The 20,819-nt window shown below is 35.2% G+C and carries 19 protein-coding genes and 5 pseudogenes; 4 read left to right on the top strand and 20 right to left on the bottom strand.

Annotated elements, in window-relative coordinates; translation table 11 throughout:
• Positions 1-1,135 precede the first annotated feature (1,135 nt).
• The 11 genes and pseudogenes from BMZ04_RS22995 to BMZ04_RS20820 form a co-directional block, all read right to left on the bottom strand.
• Complete coding sequence (locus tag BMZ04_RS22995; protein ID WP_255368054.1) at positions 1,136-1,240, bottom strand: immunity protein Imm33 domain-containing protein; 105 nt, start codon at positions 1,238-1,240, stop codon at positions 1,136-1,138.
• Positions 1,241-1,373: 133 nt separating this feature from the next.
• Positions 1,374-1,856 (bottom strand): annotated as a pseudogene (locus BMZ04_RS20770) (immunity protein YezG family protein).
• 12 nt (positions 1,857-1,868) lie between these two features.
• A pseudogene (locus BMZ04_RS20775) lies at positions 1,869-2,098 on the bottom strand (DNA/RNA non-specific endonuclease); the annotation flags it as partial.
• 170 nt (positions 2,099-2,268) lie between these two features.
• Positions 2,269-2,814, bottom strand: a complete 546-nt coding sequence (locus BMZ04_RS20780) for a T6SS immunity protein Tdi1 domain-containing protein (RefSeq protein ID WP_093277200.1) — start codon at positions 2,812-2,814, stop codon at positions 2,269-2,271.
• A gap of 20 nt (positions 2,815-2,834) precedes the next feature.
• The gene (locus BMZ04_RS20785) at positions 2,835-3,686 is read right to left on the bottom strand and encodes a T7SS effector LXG polymorphic toxin (RefSeq protein WP_093277203.1); all 852 of its coding nucleotides are present in this window, start codon (positions 3,684-3,686) and stop codon (positions 2,835-2,837) included.
• 525 nt (positions 3,687-4,211) lie between these two features.
• Complete coding sequence (locus BMZ04_RS20790) at positions 4,212-4,787, bottom strand: suppressor of fused domain protein (protein WP_093277206.1); 576 nt, start codon at positions 4,785-4,787, stop codon at positions 4,212-4,214.
• Between the two features lie 29 nt (positions 4,788-4,816).
• A pseudogene (locus BMZ04_RS20795) lies at positions 4,817-5,047 on the bottom strand (HNH/ENDO VII family nuclease); the annotation flags it as partial.
• Between the two features lie 82 nt (positions 5,048-5,129).
• On the bottom strand, positions 5,130-5,447 hold the full coding sequence (locus tag BMZ04_RS20800) for a hypothetical protein (RefSeq protein WP_218145535.1): 318 nt from the start codon (positions 5,445-5,447) through the stop codon (positions 5,130-5,132).
• Positions 5,448-5,640: 193 nt separating this feature from the next.
• Complete coding sequence (locus tag BMZ04_RS20805; RefSeq protein WP_093277214.1) at positions 5,641-6,108, bottom strand: Imm30 family immunity protein; 468 nt, start codon at positions 6,106-6,108, stop codon at positions 5,641-5,643.
• 16 nt (positions 6,109-6,124) lie between these two features.
• Positions 6,125-7,723, bottom strand: a complete 1,599-nt coding sequence (locus tag BMZ04_RS20810) for a T7SS effector LXG polymorphic toxin (RefSeq protein WP_093277218.1) — start codon at positions 7,721-7,723, stop codon at positions 6,125-6,127.
• A gap of 553 nt (positions 7,724-8,276) precedes the next feature.
• Positions 8,277-9,113, bottom strand: a complete 837-nt coding sequence (locus BMZ04_RS20820; RefSeq protein WP_093277228.1) for a nucleotidyl transferase family protein — start codon at positions 9,111-9,113, stop codon at positions 8,277-8,279.
• 3 nt (positions 9,114-9,116) lie between these two features.
• On the opposite strand from BMZ04_RS20820, the pseudogene BMZ04_RS23225 reads away from it, so the two are divergent.
• Together BMZ04_RS23225 and BMZ04_RS20825 are read left to right on the top strand one after the other, a co-directional pair.
• Positions 9,117-9,271, top strand: a pseudogene (locus BMZ04_RS23225) (IS3 family transposase); the annotation flags it as partial.
• A gap of 9 nt (positions 9,272-9,280) precedes the next feature.
• On the top strand, positions 9,281-9,538 hold the full coding sequence (locus BMZ04_RS20825; protein WP_369802703.1) for an IS3 family transposase: 258 nt from the start codon (positions 9,281-9,283) through the stop codon (positions 9,536-9,538).
• Between the two features lie 469 nt (positions 9,539-10,007).
• On the opposite strand, the gene BMZ04_RS20830 is transcribed toward BMZ04_RS20825, so the two are convergent.
• The 6 genes and pseudogenes from BMZ04_RS20830 to BMZ04_RS20855 form a co-directional block, all read right to left on the bottom strand.
• Complete coding sequence (locus tag BMZ04_RS20830; protein WP_218145536.1) at positions 10,008-11,405, bottom strand: short-chain fatty acid transporter; 1,398 nt, start codon at positions 11,403-11,405, stop codon at positions 10,008-10,010.
• A 72-nt stretch (positions 11,406-11,477) separates the two neighbouring features.
• Positions 11,478-11,717, bottom strand: coding sequence for an enolase C-terminal domain-like protein (locus tag BMZ04_RS20835; protein ID WP_255368055.1), 240 nt, complete (start codon positions 11,715-11,717; stop codon positions 11,478-11,480).
• 78 nt (positions 11,718-11,795) lie between these two features.
• Positions 11,796-12,110: pseudogene (locus BMZ04_RS20840) on the bottom strand (hypothetical protein); the annotation flags it as partial.
• Between the two features lie 90 nt (positions 12,111-12,200).
• Complete coding sequence (locus BMZ04_RS20845) at positions 12,201-13,034, bottom strand: alpha/beta fold hydrolase (RefSeq protein ID WP_177184533.1); 834 nt, start codon at positions 13,032-13,034, stop codon at positions 12,201-12,203.
• Positions 13,035-13,064: 30 nt separating this feature from the next.
• The gene (locus tag BMZ04_RS20850) at positions 13,065-13,460 is read right to left on the bottom strand and encodes a hypothetical protein (RefSeq protein ID WP_093277244.1); all 396 of its coding nucleotides are present in this window, start codon (positions 13,458-13,460) and stop codon (positions 13,065-13,067) included.
• 241 nt (positions 13,461-13,701) lie between these two features.
• A complete protein-coding gene (locus tag BMZ04_RS20855; protein ID WP_177184534.1) occupies positions 13,702-14,187 on the bottom strand; it encodes a hypothetical protein in 486 nt (161 codons plus the stop codon).
• Positions 14,188-14,297: 110 nt separating this feature from the next.
• Here BMZ04_RS20855 and BMZ04_RS20860 point away from each other — a divergent pair, with 110 nt between their 5' ends.
• Positions 14,298-14,582: a hypothetical protein gene (locus BMZ04_RS20860; protein WP_177184535.1), complete on the top strand. Its 285-nt coding sequence runs from the start codon at positions 14,298-14,300 to the stop codon at positions 14,580-14,582.
• Between the two features lie 2 nt (positions 14,583-14,584).
• Here BMZ04_RS20860 and BMZ04_RS20865 read toward each other — a convergent pair whose 3' ends face one another.
• The 3 genes from BMZ04_RS20865 to BMZ04_RS20875 are packed head-to-tail and all read right to left on the bottom strand — an operon-like array spanning position 14,585 to position 18,413.
• Complete coding sequence (locus BMZ04_RS20865; RefSeq protein ID WP_093277250.1) at positions 14,585-15,778, bottom strand: CaiB/BaiF CoA transferase family protein; 1,194 nt, start codon at positions 15,776-15,778, stop codon at positions 14,585-14,587.
• Between the two features lie 26 nt (positions 15,779-15,804).
• Entirely contained in the window at positions 15,805-16,977 is a 1,173-nt protein-coding gene (locus tag BMZ04_RS20870) for an acetyl-CoA acetyltransferase (RefSeq protein ID WP_093277253.1), read from the bottom strand.
• A gap of 2 nt (positions 16,978-16,979) precedes the next feature.
• Positions 16,980-18,413: a zinc ribbon domain-containing protein gene (locus BMZ04_RS20875; protein ID WP_093277256.1), complete on the bottom strand. Its 1,434-nt coding sequence runs from the start codon at positions 18,411-18,413 to the stop codon at positions 16,980-16,982.
• A gap of 171 nt (positions 18,414-18,584) precedes the next feature.
• On the opposite strand from BMZ04_RS20875, the gene BMZ04_RS20880 reads away from it, so the two are divergent.
• The gene (locus tag BMZ04_RS20880) at positions 18,585-20,234 is read left to right on the top strand and encodes a PucR family transcriptional regulator (protein ID WP_093277262.1); all 1,650 of its coding nucleotides are present in this window, start codon (positions 18,585-18,587) and stop codon (positions 20,232-20,234) included.
• The last annotated feature ends 585 nt before the right edge of the window (positions 20,235-20,819 follow it).

The raw sequence follows: 20,819 nt of genomic DNA on the forward strand, positions 1-20,819 counted from the left end.
CGCCAGCGTTCGTCCTGAGCCAGGATCAAACTCTCCATAATAGAGAACTTAAAAAGCTCATTTTGTTTTGCTGGCATCATCATTAAATGATGTCAAAATTGTTTTGCTATCAGACTAACAAGTTAATCTTTCAAGCTATATTTCTTAACGTTTTGCATGTTCAGTTTTCAATGTTCATTTTTCGTCGTCACGTTTTCTGGCGACTTTTATATCTTAACAAATTCAAATGTCATTGTCAATAACTTTCTTAATTCTTTTCAGAAGAAATTTAGTAATTAAAACGACAGGTGATAATCATAACACCCTTTAAATCTTATTGCAAGTTTTTTCTCGTATCTTCTATATAATAATGTTGAATCACCCATTTACCTATACTTTTTGATAAAAGAAACTCATTCACGTATTTCTTCTCTCCACGGAAAGGTACAAATTAGGGGGGGTATCAGAAAATTCTACATTAAACTTTCTTCATAACTGAGCATCCATATTAAGAGGACCTTCATTTCCTATTTCAAGTAAAAGGAAATGAATATCCATTTATTTTAAGGCAAGTTTCAATGTATAATTCTCCACTTCAGATACTTCCTACATTCATTAAAGTCCTTGTATTACAGATTCTTCCATGAGATAGCAGAAGAAGAACGTAATTGACTGTGAAAACGACAGCGTGAAGGAATTAATGTGACTTTGTAAAACGGCACAAGCATATAGCCTGTGGAAATTAGGAGAGACCACGGCAATAAAAAAAATAGGAGTTTAAAGGACCACTTTTTATAAGCTGGTCAGAGAGTTTAAATAATCAAAGTAGGTATACTATATACAGAAGAAACTCATTTGATACTTGTGGTTTTCTAGAATGCTAATGGTCAATTTGAACTTTGAAGCAAGACAAAGATTTATAATAGGATAATAAATAAACCTCCAGTAAACGAATAATACTAGTTTACTAGATGATCTGTTAAATTCCCATATTCACTGTTATCTCCATTTTCATTCATCTACTAAAAAATCACCCTTTCTTCAGACTCAGTATATACAAAGTACTTTGTATTATTTTGACCAGTATGGTGATATCTGTCCAGAATGGCATATCAAATATATTCATTATCGCAGGTTCTATTTCATGAATAGTTCCTTAAACGCAAATAGACATATCAGATGCATCCGCAAAATATTCTTCTGTATCTATATCAGACAAAAATTCCCACCCATTATCAAGTTCATTTACCGGTTGAAACATTGCTCCATGATTGTACTACCTTCATGTATTCTGAATTTCAAGCTGGTCTCATTTATACATCTTGTTTTATTCTTAAATTACTCCCCAAAACAAAAGCACCTGTTACCTAAAAGGCAATCAGGTGCTTTATTGTTTACTTTTCTTCAAATTCCTTCATTTTCTCTATTAAATCTAAATCCAGCGTTTCATTGTTTTGGTTTATATATTTATATTCAAAATACTTAATTCTAGCTGCTGGACCAAATTCACTTTCATGCCAATTTGTATAATCAAAATGTACATTAAATTTCCCTGCATCATTTAACAATAATGTCACTGAAAACCAAGATTCTTGATCATTATCAGTAAAAACTTTTTGGAGTTCAACAGTTAGTTGAAATAATTTATGCAATTCGTTATTGTAAGCTCTCTTATCTACACTATATTTTTAGGGAATATCATGTGAAAAAACGTGTTGTTCCTCAGCTTTGGGCTTAAAAAAGAAGAAAACTCCTCCTTCACCCTTCTTAATTTCACTATTAAAACAGAAATTATCCCATTCAGTTGGAATCATATCATTAACCTGTTGCGCAATTTCTTTATATAACTCGTTTAATTCTATTTCAAAACCCCTCAGTCTCCATTCCTACCAAACTCCACCCCTCCTATTAATTTGACTATTTTGCGGTACAAGATTATCTATATCAGGAGGTCCATTAAATTGTGCTCCTATTAAATGTCCGCCATCATCATCTGGTAATCTGTCTTTTCCCCTACATTTACCTGCGCATATTTATTTCTATCAGCCTTTTTCAAGACAAGTTCGAGTAGTTGTTTCTTACCGTTTTCACCTTTTATAATGTGCTTTCCAAATTCAATTTCTTTAACTTCGTCAGTACTTTAGTAATAACGGAGCCGTCGTTACAGAAGTGGATGAGGTTGTCAATACTCCAAGATAACAATATTAAAAACTGGAAGAAAATACATCTTCCAGTTTAGTTCATGATTTACTCATTGTTCACTCATCTTAACTAAAACTTTGTTACTTGTTATTCAATAGGGCCCATGAATTCAGTGATAATTAATATATGTTCTTTTAGTTTCACTGTTTTTAGATTTTCAACTTTTTCTGTTCCACCTAACCCTAATAAAGGGGTGTATCCAAAACACTCGTCGTAGTTAGGGGCACTGTATTTACTAATCGCTTCAGGATAAGGCTGCCACATTAATTCATCGTTCATAAAGTCATTATCTTTTAAGTCATCAAAAAAGAACTCAAATCCGGATGAAACAACATTAACATATCCTTTCCGAAAGTTTAATAAGTTTACATACTTATCTTTTTCCCATACTATGATATCATCCATTGCGGTTGTAAAAATAGGAATCGCCTGTTCATACCTTAGGTAACTTCTCTCTAAAATATCTAAATAATCGTCTGGATTAATAACTTTTAAATAGTCATTTGCGAAACTACCAAAACCATATTTTTCCCATGTTTCTATTAATTCTTCAGGAAGTTTATCCTTATACTTTAAAATAACTGCTTCATCAACAGTTTCATGTTTTATAAAATCACTAAATATAGTTTCCACTTATAAAGACCCTCCTTTGATTATTTAGTTAATTTTACATTTAAATAAGTATTCTTAAGCTGTTCAGGTGTCATATTCTTAGCATTTTCCATTATTTGTTCATTAACAATGTCAATCCTATATTTCCATTGAGAACCTATGGAGGAATTTACTCTTTTATCCCCCAAACCTCCAATAATGTCTGCTCTTCCTCCAGCTATTTGATCTGGATTATGGAGTGCTGCTTTTGTTTCCAACCATTCTGAAGCTTCCTTTGTCGCATCTGCTCTGGAAAGTCCTTGTTTTCGCAGTTCTGCAATTTTGTCTTTAAGCGCTTCTTGTATAGCCATTTTGGGGGCCGCATTTCCTTCTATCGCTCTACCTTCAGCAATAGTCAATGTTGGGTCTAAGGGTATGGATAATGGTAATTTTTTAGATAATGTACCTAGAATAAAAGAAATTGAAGTGAACTTTAATAGAAATGTTAAACATGATCCAGAAGTTTGGGTTGCATCGAATACGTTAAGTCCCGTGACCGTGTCATTCCGTTTTTTCTTAGAATTGATGACACCTTCCTGCACTCCACTATCATCCAAATGAGGTAGACTGACAATATCACTCACCTGATCCATGATACAGTTTGTCTCGTCTGTCAAACTGGCAGTCAATTGACCAATTAGTGTAAGTCCTTCTTCCAGTTCGCCTTCTAGGAATCGTTCTAGTATGTAGCCTGCCGAATCTGGTTCGAACGAGTGAAGAGCTACCTCCATCTGTTGCAGCACTTGATTAAAATTATGAGAAAACATTCGGAAAAATTGAAGAAACGGCATATGCCATTCTCTATAAAAGGAGCGAATGGCATTACCCCCTGCTCCTTTCAATTGTTCCTCCATTTCAACTAGTCCTAACACTGCCTGATAGATGCTTCAACTTCCCTGCTTAACTTATTTAGCATATAATTAATCATGATTATTAGACCTATGTATGTAAAAATGCAAAAAAGCACTAGTCACTAATAGTAGACAAGTGCTTTAAGCTCAGTTAATTTATGTTCTATTTATTGATTATCTTTTAAAAATTTCAAGTACTTCCCGTTTTCTTAACTAAAACACCTGCCACTTGATTTCTTATTTCAGTATCAAGATACTCTTTTGCTTTAACTAAACAGACTCCTTAAAATTCCTTTATTAAAATTTTACAGTTCTCATATTCTAAAAATCCTTTAAAATAATTGTTTTTTTAGTATATCACATAATACAGCCAGTTTTCTTTTTCTCTTATTTCATCAGACACATAGAGAATAAGTTATTCATCGACATTAAGGAGTTAAATTTAGTGGAGTAGTTCTATCGCCATCGTAATCATTGTAAAAAATGGTAACCTTAAAAAGCATTAGCTAATCTAGGTATAGAGTATACTTATAGAGCAGATTTTCTCCTTAAATCAAATATATCTATTTGCTTTTTCTCGAACAAATCTTCAAGAGCTTCTGTTCCTTCTTTCTCTGCATACAAGTACTCTTTTGTTGATATTGGTACTGCAAGTAACCATGTAACTTTTTTGTCTGGGAAATCTATGGACTGAAGTTTTTCCCACAGAAAAGGGGACGTAAATAGAACATGTTCCATATCACTATCAGTATAGTACATTTTTACTACATCTTTAAAAATTCCCCCATGAGAAATAGGTAATTTTGTATTTATTATATTGAAGGCACATGTAGATATTATATTAGGAAAAAATTCAAATATTGTAGCACCTGCTCCAACAATTTCTATTCTTAAAGGCTTTTCATCGACTGAGTATCCAATTGAATAATCAGATAACCCAATAGTAGAGTAAGATGTGACACCATCATAAGGTCTATCTATAGTTGCTAAAATATCTACATTACTAACACTATCGTTATCCCAATGCTTTGATACACTAGGCTTTCCTCCGAATGTTTCTAAAGCAGTTCTTGCTATAATTTTATTCTCACTCGTAATTGTCATAGTAAACCTCCTAAAATAATAACTTATTATTAATCTCCAAAATAATTATCTGTTAAATCCTCGCCCTTATGACTCCTATTTGAGGATGGTAATTCCTGAATATAATGGTTTGGATTGTTATGTTCATCCAAAAACTCTTTCCTCGTTATACCTCTTTCCATAGCACTTTATTGGTGCTTTCTAAATTCAAAACCTGGTTTGTGTCCCATATCCCAAGGCTCATCTTTTTTCATGGGAGTATCTGTAAGTGGGCTGTTGACGACATCTTGGTAAATTGGCGAATAAACGGATTCCATTTTCTCCGTGCTCACAACATTTCTTGCTTGATATAAATCGTCTCCTTTATTGACAAATTTCCCGCCCGTACTCGCCCAGCCTGAAAAGGGAATCATCGCTCCAAAAAGAAAGTGCCGCATTCGTTGTATCTCCTCTAAACGAATAAATAACTCCGTTTATACCATCTGCTACTTCTCCAAATCCTGGGACAAGCCCCGCTACATCTAATACGGTCTGAAAAGTATCTAGTCCTTTATTTTCCTTCGGTTTATCAACTTGAACACTCTCTTGACTTCTTAACGTAAGCACATCCCATTGGCTTTGCACGAAGGTGATATCCTTTACCCCTGCTTTGAACAGACCTTCTATATCCACCAGCCACATGTCCATCGCTTGTAGATCTTATTCAATGGAATTTAGTGCGGTTGTTTGGGTCGCATCGAATTCATGCAGTCCCGTGACTGTGTCGTCACGCTTCCCCTTTGATTGGATGATTCTTAAAATTCCAGATTGCACGCTTACTATGTAGTACATAAAAAGAAACCTTAAATGGTTATAGCCAATCAAGGTTGTAAAGTTACTTTAAATATTCTAAGATTGAATTTACACTTTTTTCAAATTTATTCGGGTTCTTTTCTTTAATAATAGTTAATTGAGAAATAATAAAATCCTGAACATCCTTGTTCAATGTAGGTATAATTTCCTTATAAATATTTAGGGATGGTTCATGATTTAATATCCTCTTTTGAAGTATTTTTAACCATTCCTTAGCATGAGGAATCATTTTAGGAATACTATTTGCTAATACTTTTAGTGATACTTCAGATCCAACAATGTTATCATAAGATTCAATGGCATGAATCAATCCAAACATTACTTCATCGTTTTCAGTTAAATCATCAAACCCTTGACACAATACTTCTATATGATTAACATCTTTCATCTCTAAAATATTTTCTATAGATTTTTCAAATTTTTCTACTTCATTCTCATCTCGTAACAAACGATTATTCTTTAATTCTGTAAGTTCAAATTGAATTTTCAATTAAGCCTACCCCCTATTATCTATCAAACATATCCGGGTACTTCGATTTATTTAATCTTATTACCTCCATTAACCCTGATCGAATCTCTGGAGTATAAAGCCCTTCTTTAATATAAATACCTCTTGCATCCATTATATCACGTGCTAAAGCATTGCGAGGTTGGAGATTGAGATAATCTTCTAATCTCTTACCAGTCATTCCATATGTTTCTGTTTGACGGTGTCTTCCTCCTTTTCCAGGATGAGGATGCTCCATATTCATACTTACTCCATCATTTTTATGTACTTCTGCGTTTGTTTGAAGAAATTTTGCAGAAGGCATATGATGAGGTGTTATGTTATCCCCACGTGTTCCAGCATCTATTAATTCTTCATATGTTCCGACTTTTCCTTCTCCTGGTAATAAGAGTGTATCTCTACCCTTGGATCCACCTTTAACAATATCTATTGCTTTACTTGCATTCTGAGCATCCTCTATTGCCTTACTTCCTTTTACAGCAAGTTTCCCACCTGTACTCGCCATGCCCACGACGGGAATCATCGCCGAAAAAGAAAGGGTCGCATTTAATGCATCTCCTCTAGCTGAATAGATAACGCCATTTACGCCATCTGCCACTTCACCAACAACCGGTATAAGACCAACTATATCTAATCCCGTCTGAATGAAATCTAGTACTTTATTTTCCTTCGGATTATCAACTTGAACACTTTCTTGTTTATATTCCACTTTAGAAACAACTTCATAGAAAACTGTTTGGCCTACAGTATACTCTTTAATCAGCAAACCATTTTCATACTGATGGTATTTTACATTTTCCTCTACGTGTTCTTCGACAGTGGTCACTTTTTTCCCTTCAAGGTTTTGGAAAGTTGCTGCAGTGATCATTGTACCTATCAGCTGTTCCTGTTTTTCTACCCATAAGTCACTAGGATTTAAGTATACTTTTGGGAACAGCTCCGTTCTAATATGACTTCTTAATGTAAGAACATCCCATTGGCTTTGCACGAAGGTGATGTCCTTTACCCCTGCTTTGAATAGTCCTTCCATATCCGCAAGCCACGTGTCCATTGCCTGTAAATCTTGTTCAATTGAATTTAGTGCGAATGTTTGGGTTGCATCGAATACGTTAAGTCCCGTGACCGTGTCATTCCGTTTTTTCTTAGAATTAATGACACCTTCCTGCACTCCACTATCATCCAGATGAGGTAGACTGACAATATCGCTCACCTGATCCATGATACTGTTTGTCTCGTCCGTCAAACTAGCCGTCAACTGACCAATTAGTGTAAGTCCTTCTTCCAGTTCGCCTTCTAGGAATCGTTCTAGTATGTAGCCTGCCGAATCTGGTTCGAGCGAGTGAAGTGCTGCTTCCATCTGTTCAAGCACTTTTTTAAAGCTTTCGGAAAACATTCGGAAAAATTGAAGAAACGGCACATGACATTCTCTATAAAAGGAGCGAATGGCATTACCCCCTACTCCTTTCAATTGCTCCTCCATCTCAACTAGTCCTAACACGGCCTGATAGATTGTATCTGTTTCGCTTCTTAACCTTTCAAGCATCGCAATATTGCGCTGTATTCCATCTTGAAATAAATCTACATCTAACACTTTCATAGGAAATGCCTCATCAAGAGTTTAGAAACAATCACTTTTGAATGATACCAATTTTCTTCATTATACAATAATACCCCACACGTGAACATTCTTCTCCTCCTCTAGTAACCTATCAATAGTTATAATATTCCACTTTTAGACTTGAAGGTAAAGGGAGAAGTTGCAATTCCCACAAAAACAATGCTTAAGAATTAAATTGAAGAAATTGGTTTATGACTCTTCTATCACCACCGAAGGAAAATAGTGGTTATTTAGATAGCGCCGGATATGAGTCTTAATTATCAGAAAAAATCGTGAAAAATTAAGCATTCACGATTGTTTGGATGAGTAAAAATGTATTAGACACAGTAACATCTATTCAGGAAAATGTAAGTAATTTAATCATTTTCTCCCGACCAACTGCACTTATAAGTAAAGGTATTCGGGGCCCACTGCTCTGGCCCATAACTAGCTGATAGATATTTTTATATAAGTCTTTCTGGCTTTCACGCATTCTTTTTTTATCACCTTCGTAGCAAATGGCATAAATTCGATTCATTAAGGAATCTCCTAATTAGGAAGTCTCATTTTTGAGTAACTCTGTTAGTTGGTTCACTTTTATTCGTTGCTCAACCGTTAAACTATTGAAGTACAAGACATTATTTTTCTGATTTATACTAACCGAGCGATGAGAATTCCAATATTTTATCCAATGAGCTACCCTGTCGCTGATCAGATATATCTCTTCCATTGTATATTCTACTCCTGTTCGACTTAACGAAGTTTGTAATAACTCCTGGTTAAAGCCTATAAGTGAGAAATTACTAGCAACTTGGTTAAAACTAGGATGTCTATCTATTCTAGCGGCACAAGCCAACTCCAATGTAAGTCGAATGCCTTCTTCTTTTATTAATCCCTTTGCATAAGAGGTTTGGTAGCAGTCATACTCTGCGTAATTGCGCAGTACATCCTCATCAAGTCCGATACGAAAGGAAGCACTCGGTTTGTATTTGGCAAACATAAATAGTATAAGTTCCGGAGTATAGCCTAGTAAAAGATCCTTTGGTGTAAGTACGTTTCCAGATGAGCTAGACATTTTTTGATTTGTCCCTTTTAGTCCGATAAATTCATAAGCAGTATAATCAGGCACCTCATAATCAAAAATTTCTTTGGCAATTATTTTGGACACATTATAACTACCAGTTACATTCCAATTTAGTTTTATCCTGTTTCTATCACCTAGTTTTTGCATTCCTTCCCTACCACAAGTACACTCGTATTCAATTTCTCCAAGTTCTTCGTTAAAAGAATTTATAGTGGTCGTATCCTTGTTGCACCCATCACAATATAAGGTAATAGGATAAAATGCATCACATTGTTCAGAAGAAAAGGCGCTGGACTTAAAACGCATGAAAAACGAAATAAACAGCTTGAAATGGAAGTAGATATTTTAAAGCAAGCCGCGCTGATAATGGGACGAAGATAAATGTAATTGAGCAAAATAAGCACAAATATTCGATATCAGCAATGTGTGAAGTCCTTGAAATAGCTCGTAGTACTTTTTATTATGACACAGGAATTGCAGCTCAAAAAGAGCAAGAAAAGTTAGAAGAAGAGCAAGAATTAAAAGAGAAAGTGCTGATGATTTTCCATGAAAATCGAATAATATACGGGACCAGAAGAATAAAAGATGCATTAAAAAAAGCTGATCTAACTGTTTCAAGACGACGTCTTGGCCGGTTCATGAAAGAGCTTGTAATTGTATCTAAATACACGCAAGCTTTTTACAAATCAATTTCTACTCCCCCAATGAGGAATCTGTTCGTAATGTGTTAAATAGAGAATTTCAAGTAGATAAAGAGATGTCCGTTTTAGTAAGTGATTTAACTCCCTTAAAAAAGTTGTTTGATTTAGTGTTGACATACCACATAGGAAAAGTGGAGAGTTAATCCAACTAACTAACTTCCCGTCCTTTTTATTTTCAACCCCAGAAGGGAAAAAAACCGCTTTTTTAAGCGGTCACAGCTTCCTTTACTGGCTTACGGCCTGAATCCTGATATTCCCAGGTGATAAGAAAAAAGACCCTTGGCAGGGTCACAATTTTTAATCGTCAATCACTCGTTCGACCGACTCTTCATCTACTAACTGTTAATATGTTTCCGTAATCCTTATGCTAATTTACCACTTCTATCTATCAATTGTTCACACGTTATTTTTTAGCCTTGGTTAGAATAACCTCTTAGTAGAAAATTGTTTCAGTTGATTAAATAATTATATTGAATTCATTGTCATCATGCTACTCAAATTAGATAAATCCCCAAATTAAAATACCAATCCCGAGAACAAGTCCTACCCAAAGGAAAGCGATTACATTGTAACCCATAATATCACGGATACGAAGGCCAGAAATTGCCAAGGCTGGCAACAGCCACATCGGTTGAATAATGTCTTGCCATGCATTTCCCCACTGAACAGACGTGGCTACTTTACCAAGATCAGCCCCCATAGCGTTAGCTGCTTCAATCATAAACGGACCTTGTACAGCCCAGTGTCCACCTGCAGAGGGGGTAAAAAAGTTAATGACCATGGATGATAGGAATCCCCAAAATGGAAGGGTTTCCGGTGAAGAAATGACAACAAAACCTTTTGAGATTGTAGATACTAGACCTGAACCATCCATCATTCCCATAATTCCCGCATAAAAGGGGAACTGTATAATCATGCCTCCTACATTTTTAGAGGCTACATTTACTGCATTTAGATAATTTCGTGGTGAACCATGTAGTACTAAACCCAGAAAAAGCATAATAAAATTGATAATATTGATATCTAAACTACCTTTTTGTATAGCAAAATATTGAATTACAAACACTAAACCTAAAGTAACTGCCAAAAAAGCAATAATCTTACTCCGTTCCATCTTTTCAGCTGGAGTTTGAGGTTCTATTTTTGTTGTTTTTTTAACTTGATCTTGAATATCATTGTGTCCAACTCCAATAATCTTTCCCTTTGGCCTAATCATACCATTCACTATAGGCAGCGAGACTATTAGGAGAACGAAAATAGCGATGGAAAACGGAGAGAATATTGTCTCACTAATAGGGATAATCCCCATACTATTTTCCAAAAAGTGACCCTTAGTTGATATTAATAGAGGAATGGTTGCAGAAAGTCCCAATCCGTAAAACATAAAACCACTATATGCTGCCGCAATTACGAGAGGATAATGGAGAGTAGGAATTCGTTCAGCTAATTTTCTAGCAATAATACTTCCAACGATTAAACCAAATCCCCAGTTGATGTAGCTACCTAGTCCTCCAACCAAAGTAGCTAATATTACAGCTCCCCTCGGTGTGTGCACAGAGCTAGCGACTCTATCGAGAAAACGTTGAATTAAAGGTGCCTGAGCCAATACATATCCCGTGATTAAAACAATCACCATTTGCATAGCAAACGTAAGTAGACCCCAAAATCCTTCTCCCCAATAATTGATCATTTGTACTGGTGTCTTCCTTTCAACAAATACACCTAATAATAAGGTAAGTACTGTTAACAAGATAGCAAAGATAAAGGGGTCCGGCATGAACTTTCTAACAATTGTATCGAAAAAATCACTTATTGATGAAATTATTCTGCTAATTAAACTATTAGTTTTTAACTCTTCATTTATGTTTGTTTCTGGAGATTGGTTTATTTTATTCATTCTTGCACCTCCTATATTGTATTGTATTTGGCAATCAAAATTAAATAATAGTCCATTTCTATTCATCCAGGTTTAGAGACAAACCAATAACGGTTCTTCAAAGCTGTCTAATATACCATCTAATTCCATACCTACTCTCAGTGCATTCTCGCGGCTATATAACATATAAGGATCAAGGTTGATTTTCATGTCTGGTCCACATGCTTCATGAATGAGCTTACATACTTCAATATCCTTATCTGGGTGTACTCCCGCTTTTACCTTTACAGCTCTAAACCCTTGACCATAAAGTTTTTTAGCATCTGCCACCATTTCTTCAAGAGCAAAGAAAGTTCCAATGCTTGTCCATGACAGGGGTATTTCTTCTTTATAAAGTCCTCCAAGTAAATTATAAATGGGTGTATTATGTATCTTTCCATTCAAATCATAAAGAACAATATCAAGAGCACCCTTTGCTGCTAGATTCCAAGCAAGTTAATCCGTTATATTCCAAATAAGTTCAATATTGAAGGAATCTTTTCCAATCAATAATGGTGCTAAATGATTTTTAATAGCAAAATAAATTGATTCTTGTGTTTCCCCGTAAATACCTGGACGTTGCACACCTTCTGCTACACCATATGTCCCGTCTTCGCCAACAATTTTTATAATAACGATTTCTATTGCTTTTACATTATCTGTTGCCCATTTAGGATTTTCCTGGATTTTTCACTGGAATCGCCTCTACACTTTTTATAATCATTGCCTTCTGGCTCTTTTCTTTTTTATGCAAGGGGCAAAATCCCCTTGCACATACTAATTAAGAACCTCTACCTTTCCCTGTTTATCTATCATTTGGATAAATTCGTCCAAATAAACGCTAACCAGTTCAGGATTTTCCACAAGAATAAAGTGGCCATAATCTTCTATAGGCCTATATACAATGGTTTTACAATTTGTCAAACGGCTCATGGTCGCTTCTGCCATTTCACCTGTGGCAATTTTATCGTCCAAACCGTGAACAACTAGCACAGGACAAGTTACTTGATCCATTTTTTCACGCACGTCAAAACCATTGTACTGTGTCAAATCCCCTTGTTTAGTGATTCCAATTTCCTGCATAACTCCCCATAGGATGAAATCTCTTCTTTCTTGAGTGGTTGCACTTCCTATTAAACATTCAGAAAACTCTAAGTGTGAATGTTGCGGATTTACATATGGGTGGTTTAACAATTCCAAAATCTTTTCGTCTATAGTCGGTGTATAATCCGATCCTTGCATCGAACAAATAGCTTTAACAGGGTATTCTTGTGCTAAATGATAAACGATATTTCCTCCCATTGAACAACCAATGACGATTGGATCTTTAACCCCTAATTCTTCAATAACTGCCCAAACAAATTTCCCGTAATCTACATAGTTATTGATGACTTTATTTCCTGCAAGAGGCCAACTCTTTCCATGGGCAGGCATATCAAATGAAATCATTTGATATTTATCCTTTAAGATTTCCATCATGTCATGATATTGTCTATTTTCCCTACCTGCTGTATGCAAACAGATGATCGTATCACCATTTTCAGGTCCGTTATTTGTTTCACAGTAAATTTTGATTCCACTTACAGTAATATAAAATCCATTAATACCCATTAATTTTTCCCCTTTCATAATCTAATATTTTTATCTAATGGATGCATAAACTCTGATTAATTGTGCGACGACATTGAAATTTTGCCGGAATCGGATGGCTCCTCCATGTGTCGTTAGATTGTTGCTATTTCCCTTATTTGTCGCTACACTCAAACTCTTATGGGTCACAAATTTATCCCAATCTTCTTTCGATCCTGAAACCCCGATATCCAAGCCGCTGTTCGGAATACCTTCAACGACATCGATGCATTTCCCATGATGAAATGTTAGTGTAACCGTTTCCATTTTTTCGGTTATTGTAATATCTCCACTGAAAAATTTCCCATTATAGAATTCCTTAAATTTTTGTGCTTCCTCCCCATTGATTTTTTCTTTCAACTGCAACATTTTTTCATACATACTTATCTTTTTTTCAACCATACTCATTGTTTTTCCTCCTACTCTGTTAAAATCACTTTTAAATATTTTATAAGCATACTGCAATTTGCTGAATTTATTATTTTATAAAGACTTCTATAATAGATTGACACTGAATATTTTCACTAGAAGAAAGTAGATTAATATTTTAAACTGCTTTACATACCACTGAATAACTAATTAAGTCATCCTGTGGTAGTAAAAAAGTAATATAACGATATATTAATGTGGACAAAAGTATTTATCATTATCAAAATACGAATTTGTTTAATTCCGAAATCTCTAAAACTTCTTCAACAGATTTACCTTCAATTTCCTTAGAAGTGACATATTTTGTAATAGGAGACATTGTAACATCAAAGTAGGCGCTATCAAAAGCTGGAATAAAAACAGTACTTCCATCATCCATTCTTCTTTTAATCTCTTTAGTTACTGAATCAATATCATCAGTTTCGATATCCCAAATAATCATATATTTATACTTTTGTTCTCCCTCAGATAATTGTTTATCAGATAACTCATAGAATTTGCAACCTACATATCCTGGGATTCTTAGTAAATCATGAATATGTTGCCCCGCATACCATTCTAAATATTCTCTTTCAAGACCTTTTGTATGATTACTAAATACAACCATAGAATATTGTTTTTTTTCACTCATCTGGTCATTTCCTCCATAAATAATATTTATTATATTATTACGCGTGTTTATTATCTTGCTTTTTCCAAAAAACATACAAAAAGAGCGATACCTTTCGTAAATTGTAAGTACGACAAAACATTCACAACGGAAAATTGAATCGTGCGGCATGAGGTACATTAAAGATACCTAAACAATTTTATCTATTGATTCGACAAAGATTACCTCCGGAAAAACATGCCTACCATGGGCTGTATATCACGGCGAGCGTTCCGGAATTAAGCTGCACGTTGGCTTTACGAATACCTCTACAAATCGTGGAAACAACGGTCTTAAAGCATGATCGCCCTATAGGAAAACAATTGGAAGACAAGCGTTTTATTCTGGTCGGTAATCGTGAGTATTTTTCGATTGAAAAGATTAATCAATACGTGGAAAATGGTCAAGATTTTATCTTTCGTATAAAAGACAATATTCAATATTATTATTAATATTAAATTATCTTATTATTTTTAAACTCTTCAATTTCTTCTTCACTAAAGCCAAAACTTTTATAAACTTCCACATTGTGTTCACCCAATAACGGAGAAGATCCTCTAACAAATGGAGACGTTTCAGACATTTTTATGCTCTGATTTGTAATGTCTACTTTTCCCACGATTGGATGATTGATTGTCGTGAACATTTCACGATCGCCCATGATATGTGGATCATGATAGACTTGGTCCATATCTAAGATTGGACCTGCTGGTAGTCCTACAGACAATAATAAATCAACCACTTCGCTTACCGTCTGGTTACTTGTCCACTCAGTTATAAGTTCATCTAATTGAAGGTAATTCTTGACTCGAATTTGATTCGTTTTAAACCTTTCATCTTCTAGTAATTCTTCTCGTCCAATTGTTTTACATAGTTTCTGCCATGCTGAGTCACCTAGCGCCAGGAAAATAACAAATCCATCTTTACACTGATACGACCCACCTGGGGCTCCTGCAACATATCCGTTTCCTCTTCTTTGAGGTACGGTCCTATCTGTCAAATAAACTTGACTGACAGAGGCAAGACTGACAATTGTTGAATCTAAAAGTGAAATATCAACCATTTGTCCGACGCCGGTTCGATTTCGGTAGTGCAATGCAGCTAAAATTCCGAGGGCTGCATTCGTACCACCCATGGTATCTGCTACTGAGGCCCCTGCACGAAGGGGTGCATTCTCAGGCTGTCCAGTGATGCTCATCATACCGCTCATGGCTTGTGCAATCGGATCGTACCCCGCCCGTTTGCTGTATGGTCCCGTTTGGCCGAAACCAGATACAGATGCATAGATTAGTCCTGGATTCACTTTCTTTAATTCTTCGTATCCTAATCCAAGTTTATCCATTACACCCGGACGGAAATTTTCAATAATTATATCTACTTCTTTAACTATTTTAAGAAATATACTTTTCCCTTTTTTTAAGTCTAAGGTAATACCTTTTTTACTTCGGTTAAAATTCATGAAGTAAGTAGATTCACCGTCTTTCTTCGGCAAATTATCTCTTGCATCGTCCCCAATACCAGGTATTTCGACCTTTATAACATCTGCACCCATATCTGCTAGCAGTGCAGCTGCAAATGGTGCTGCTATCACTCTACCAAGATCAAGTATTTTAATACCTTCTAAAGCTGAACCCTTCTTGTAATCCATAATAATAGGTCACCTCTTTCTTAAAATCATCCTTTTTCATTTCCTAAAATTAATGCAGCGCTTATTTGTGGTGGGCCACCGAATGTATGTGACAAACCGCGAGCTGCATTCTTGACTTGACGTTTCGGATTATCTACTTTGTGTTGTAGCTGCTTATAGATTTCATAAGTCATTCTGATTCCGCTAGCTCCAACAGGATGCCCGAAACATTTAAGCCCTCCATCCGTATTGACCGGCAACCCTCCGTCTAATTCGAAGAAACCATTTTCAATATCTTCTCTTGCCTTTCCTCTTTTAGAAAACCCAAAATCTTCATAAATAAGCATTTCCGTTACCGAAAAGCAATCATGGACTTCCGCTAAATCAATTTCTTCACGAGGATTCTTGATACCAGCCATTTCATAAGCAGTTTTAGAAGAATTGACAAGCGAACCAAAACTTGTCCAAGAAAAATTTGGTTTGTATAATGGAGAACCTCCATCCATAGCCGTTCCAAACCCTTTCACATAAATTGGGTCATCCCGGAAATTCCTAGCTATTTCAGCTGTCGTAATGATGGCACATGCAGATCCATCGCTGTTTCCACAACAGTCGTATAAACCAAGAGGAGTAGCTATCATTGGTGCATTAAGCACGTCATCTAATGAAATTTCCTTATGAAAGTGTGCTTTCGGAGAAAGCATCCCATTTTTATGGTTTTTTACAGCAATTTTCCCGATTGTGCTACGTCCTTCATCATAAGTTAGACCGTACTCATGGAAATAACGTGTACCAATCAAGGCAAACGATCCTGGTGCTGTTCTGCGTGCTTCCAAAACCGGGCTCATACCACGTCCGACTCCCAATCCAGGATATCCAGTATCTTTCAGTTTTTCTGCTCCTAAGGCCATAACGACCTTATGCTTGCCACTTGCAACCGCTAAAATGGCTTCGATTAATGCAATATGCCCTGATGTGCAATAGTTCTCATTTCGAATAATAGGGATTCCGTTTAGTTTCAATGTATCAGATACTGCTGTTGCCCCTACTCCATTTGCAAAGCCATTTCCGTAATAAACAGCCTCAATATCCTGTGGGCCAACACCTGCATCCTCATATGCTTCATAAACGGATTCAAGTATTAAATCAGATATTCCACAATCCCATCTTTCACCGAATTTCGAACATCCCATTCCAATGATTGCAACTGAATCTTTCATTCCTACACCCTCTTTCTCCGGATTGGTCTAACTTTCCAATAATAGTTCACAAAGTTTCCTAGATTGTGCATTTTTCGGAAGGTAAATTCCAACTCCATATCAATTTCAATCTTTTCTTTATTAAAATCAGTCATATTTAAATAAAATCTTGTTCCATTAGCATCCTCTGAAATCGATTGAACGATAACCGGATCGTCACTTCTTCCAGCCAAATAATCAATCGAATACGTAAACAACTTTGTGATTTCCTCTGATTTATTGACTTTTACAAACTCATCCTTTGATCCACAATGGATACATACCCTACTGATTGGAAAAACTTGAGTGCCACAGTTCTCGCACTTACTTCCGTATAGTTTCAAATATGCTTCCTGTTCTCTCCATGTTTGAGCTGTTGAAGAAGGAATCTTATAATCATCTCCTGGCACGGCCTCGAGAACGCCCCTATACGACAGGAATCTTCCATACTCTTTAAATTCACTCCGATTGTCTAAATATTTTTGTACAGAATTTCCACCCTTGACTTTATTGATATGTTCTGTAACTGTAAATATAAATGCATCAGCACCGTTTCCATAAGATATCAACATTAACTTGTCTCCAACTTGTGCATGTTCAATTGCATCGACCAGCATTGTTAATGGTTGAGCTGCCCCAAGAACTCCAATAGATAAAACAAAGGTGTCTTGAATTTGTTCATCCATTAAACCGAGACTTTTCGCTAGTTTAATATTTTCTTTCATACCAGGAGTCGGTAAGATGACTTTATTTATATCAGATACGGAGAGATTCGCCTTCTCTAGTATTTTATGGAAGGCATATTCAACGGATTGGTTGTAGCCTTCATCAATTGCGAATCTCGACTCGGCATTTCTAACATAAAGATCGTCTTGATTTCTCCAAATATCATGAATTTCATTTTGACAACTAAAAACATGATCAATTGTAGCCAACACTTCTTTACTCCCAATGGTTACCGCAGCAGCACCATCTCCAAATATTTGTTCTTGCTGAGACTTTGGATATGCATTTCGATTATCTGCTGAAGTCACTAGCACTGCTCTAGAGTTCCCAGATAAAACTTCACTATATCCAGCTTTTAAGGCACTTGTTGCACATCTTAGTGATGAATTAAAATCTGCTACAAAGATATCCTTATTCAGGTCACAAACTGTCGAAACTAATGTAGCATGTGATTTTTCTGAATAAGGGGCAGTGGTAGAAGCGAAGTATAAACCATCAATTTCATTACGATTCCCGTATCTAAGGCACTCTAGGGCTGCCTCCACGGACATGGTCACACTATCTTCATCAACTGATGCAATACTTTTCGATCCTTTCATCCCCTTTATTCCCCATGCTTCACCAATCGTTTTCCGATCCATAAAGTAATATGGGATATACGCCCCGATGGATGTTATTCCTACACCTTGCATATTAGAACCTCCTTTGCCTCATTGAAAACGCTTTATATTATTAGTATAATTTGGAATGTATGCTATGTCTCTACTAGAAAACATGGAAAAACAAGATGAATTTCACTATAATTATAGTATACTATCTATTTTGAATTTTGAAATATATTTGAAAGTGGAGGCGTTGATAAAGTGACAGTCTATATTGAAGATTTGCAAAACCTAGATGTTTTCAAGAAATCTATCCATTTGCTTGCAGGCAAAACTGGAAAAAACAAAAAGGTACAATTCATTACCGTTATGGAAGTAGATGACTTTACGGAATTTAATTTAGGGGAAGAACTTTTTGTCCTGACAACCTTTTCAACCAGCGCAAATGATCCTGAAAAAATGGAAAAAGTTCTATTCAATCTGATTCAAAAGAAAATTTCTGGGATCGGAATCAAAGTGAATCGGTTTGTAAAAAAAATACCCAAGACATTAATCAATTTAGCTGATCAACACAGTATACCTTTATTTCTTATTGAAACAGAGATAGCTTTTAGAACGATTATTTCTGATGTAACTACTCTCATCATTAGTCAACAATTCAAAACGATTAAAGCCTTAAATAATAAACATGAGGAATTCTATACATCCATTTTGCAAGGGGAAGATTTAAGTTTTTTTCTAGAAAAAATAGGAGAATCCTTGTCCTGCAATTGCTTTTGCTTTTCTCATACAGGTGAACTGCTGAATCAGTATACTCGAAACACTCCACAAAATACGGAAGAGCTTTTGGAATTCATTAATCTATTGAACAACAATCCTAAAATGATTTGGCAGTTAATTAACTCTGGGGAAAAATACATAATCAATTCAACAGGAAATTTCTTTGTCTATCCATGTATCGCCTATAATAAAATCTTGGGGTATTTTGCCGTACAACAATTAAATACCTGGGATTCAGATGCGATGATGAATGCAAAACAGATTACTTCCTTCCTTTCTATCAAACTATTGGAGGATGCTCTAAAAAAAGAGAGTGAAAATAAATTCAAAATACAATTGGCAAATGAAATTTTCTATAATACTAGCTTGGATGAAGAAGCCATAAAGGGTAAGTTGAACGTTATGGGGCTGCACCCAGATGAATATTATTATGTGTGTTTCATAGAACCATCAGATCGAGTAAAACATAACTACAATATTAGCAACTTTAGTTATTTGAAGAAAAAAATTTCCCTATATATAGATAATCATCTAAGAAACTATCTGATTTCGGATGTCAGTGATGGATATTACCTAATTATTACTTTCAACAATCACAGTCAGTTTCATAGTTCCACCACATTCAAAGAATTTTTGAACAATCTTTCAAAAATCATTGATATCCCCTCTGGTTTTACAATTGGCTGCAGTCAGAAGCAAAGTCAACTTGTTGAAATTGCAAATGCGTTAAAATCATCAAAAAGAGCAAATCTTCTAGGAAAAGGAATTTATCCAGAAAAGAATATTTATCTTTTCGACGACTTTTTCGAGTTTCGATTAATCATGAGCTTGTTAAATACAAAGGAACATGAGCTAATTCGAGAGCATATTATTACACCTTTAGAAAGATACGATCAAAAATATAAATCTTACTTAATAAAAACGCTAGACACTTGTCTAAATACCGATACATTGCAAGAAGCATCCAAAAAACTTTTTATCCATAACAGCACATTGCGGTACAGATTGGAAAAAATTCACAATTTGACTGGTAAAAACTTCTTTACCAACTTAGGAAGGTATTCATTGACCAACGCATTTTTGCTGCTGAAGTTGGAAAAAATCTTTGGAACGGATGCAAAACTACATTAGTTTCATAATATCTCTTCTTAATATTTTCAAAAAATGGTTCTGGTGCAAAAACTTCAACACAATTGCAATTAATCTCTAAATATTCGACATACTGATACTATTACTCTAAAAAGGTGCATGATTAGTATCAAAAAGTAAAATTTATTCAAGTGAATCAATTTCATAATGCGTACTTTTAAAAAACATAGAAGAGCAGAATATTGGATGATTTCTAAACAAAACGTATGAATTTAAGAATTATGGTACAGGTGTTTGAAGGTTAGTTAGTCTATCAATTGCTAGTTTGGATGCATTGTATGCAATGTGAACTAGATCAAAATGAACTATTTCTCTCCACTTCCTGTCAACTAACAAAAAAAGCCCACACTTCCTCGAATAAAACGAGGATAGTATGAGCAGTAACTGCTTTGGTTTATATGTAATTAAATTGATAAATTCACTATATCATATTTATTCATAAAAGAAACAGCATTTTGCTAAAGGGGACTGTTGTAAACGCTAAAATAAAGTGAGCAGTTTTCTACAAATAAGATTGAGCAGTTTTCCTCTTACTAAATCACTTCCTTTATACTTAATTGTATAAAT

The organism is Psychrobacillus sp. OK032 (assembly GCF_900111345.1).
Classification (GTDB): domain Bacteria; phylum Bacillota; class Bacilli; order Bacillales_A; family Planococcaceae; genus Psychrobacillus.

What these genes read in the sequence shown, in the direction of transcription:
- BMZ04_RS22995 (WP_255368054.1), bottom strand. Translation starts at nt 1,240, where the DNA reads ATGTTTCAACCGGTAAATGAACTTGATAATGGGTGGGAATTTTTGTCT.
- BMZ04_RS20785 (WP_093277203.1), bottom strand. Translation starts at nt 3,686, where the DNA reads ATGGAGGAACAATTGAAAGGAGCAGGGGGTAATGCCATTCGCTCCTTT.
- BMZ04_RS20790 (WP_093277206.1), bottom strand. Translation starts at nt 4,787, where the DNA reads ATGACAATTACGAGTGAGAATAAAATTATAGCAAGAACTGCTTTAGAA.
- BMZ04_RS20800 (WP_218145535.1), bottom strand. Translation starts at nt 5,447, where the DNA reads ATGTGGCTGGTGGATATAGAAGGTCTGTTCAAAGCAGGGGTAAAGGAT.
- BMZ04_RS20810 (WP_093277218.1), bottom strand. Translation starts at nt 7,723, where the DNA reads ATGAAAGTGTTAGATGTAGATTTATTTCAAGATGGAATACAGCGCAAT.
- BMZ04_RS20820 (WP_093277228.1), bottom strand. Translation starts at nt 9,113, where the DNA reads ATGCGTTTTAAGTCCAGCGCCTTTTCTTCTGAACAATGTGATGCATTT.
- BMZ04_RS20830 (WP_218145536.1), bottom strand. Translation starts at nt 11,405, where the DNA reads ATGAATAAAATAAACCAATCTCCAGAAACAAACATAAATGAAGAGTTA.
- BMZ04_RS20835 (WP_255368055.1), bottom strand. Translation starts at nt 11,717, where the DNA reads ATGGTGGCAGATGCTAAAAAACTTTATGGTCAAGGGTTTAGAGCTGTA.
- BMZ04_RS20845 (WP_177184533.1), bottom strand. Translation starts at nt 13,034, where the DNA reads ATGGGTATTAATGGATTTTATATTACTGTAAGTGGAATCAAAATTTAC.
- BMZ04_RS20850 (WP_093277244.1), bottom strand. Translation starts at nt 13,460, where the DNA reads ATGAGTATGGTTGAAAAAAAGATAAGTATGTATGAAAAAATGTTGCAG.
- BMZ04_RS20855 (WP_177184534.1), bottom strand. Translation starts at nt 14,187, where the DNA reads ATGTTTTTTGGAAAAAGCAAGATAATAAACACGCGTAATAATATAATA.
- BMZ04_RS20865 (WP_093277250.1), bottom strand. Translation starts at nt 15,778, where the DNA reads ATGGATTACAAGAAGGGTTCAGCTTTAGAAGGTATTAAAATACTTGAT.
- BMZ04_RS20870 (WP_093277253.1), bottom strand. Translation starts at nt 16,977, where the DNA reads ATGAAAGATTCAGTTGCAATCATTGGAATGGGATGTTCGAAATTCGGT.
- BMZ04_RS20875 (WP_093277256.1), bottom strand. Translation starts at nt 18,413, where the DNA reads ATGCAAGGTGTAGGAATAACATCCATCGGGGCGTATATCCCATATTAC.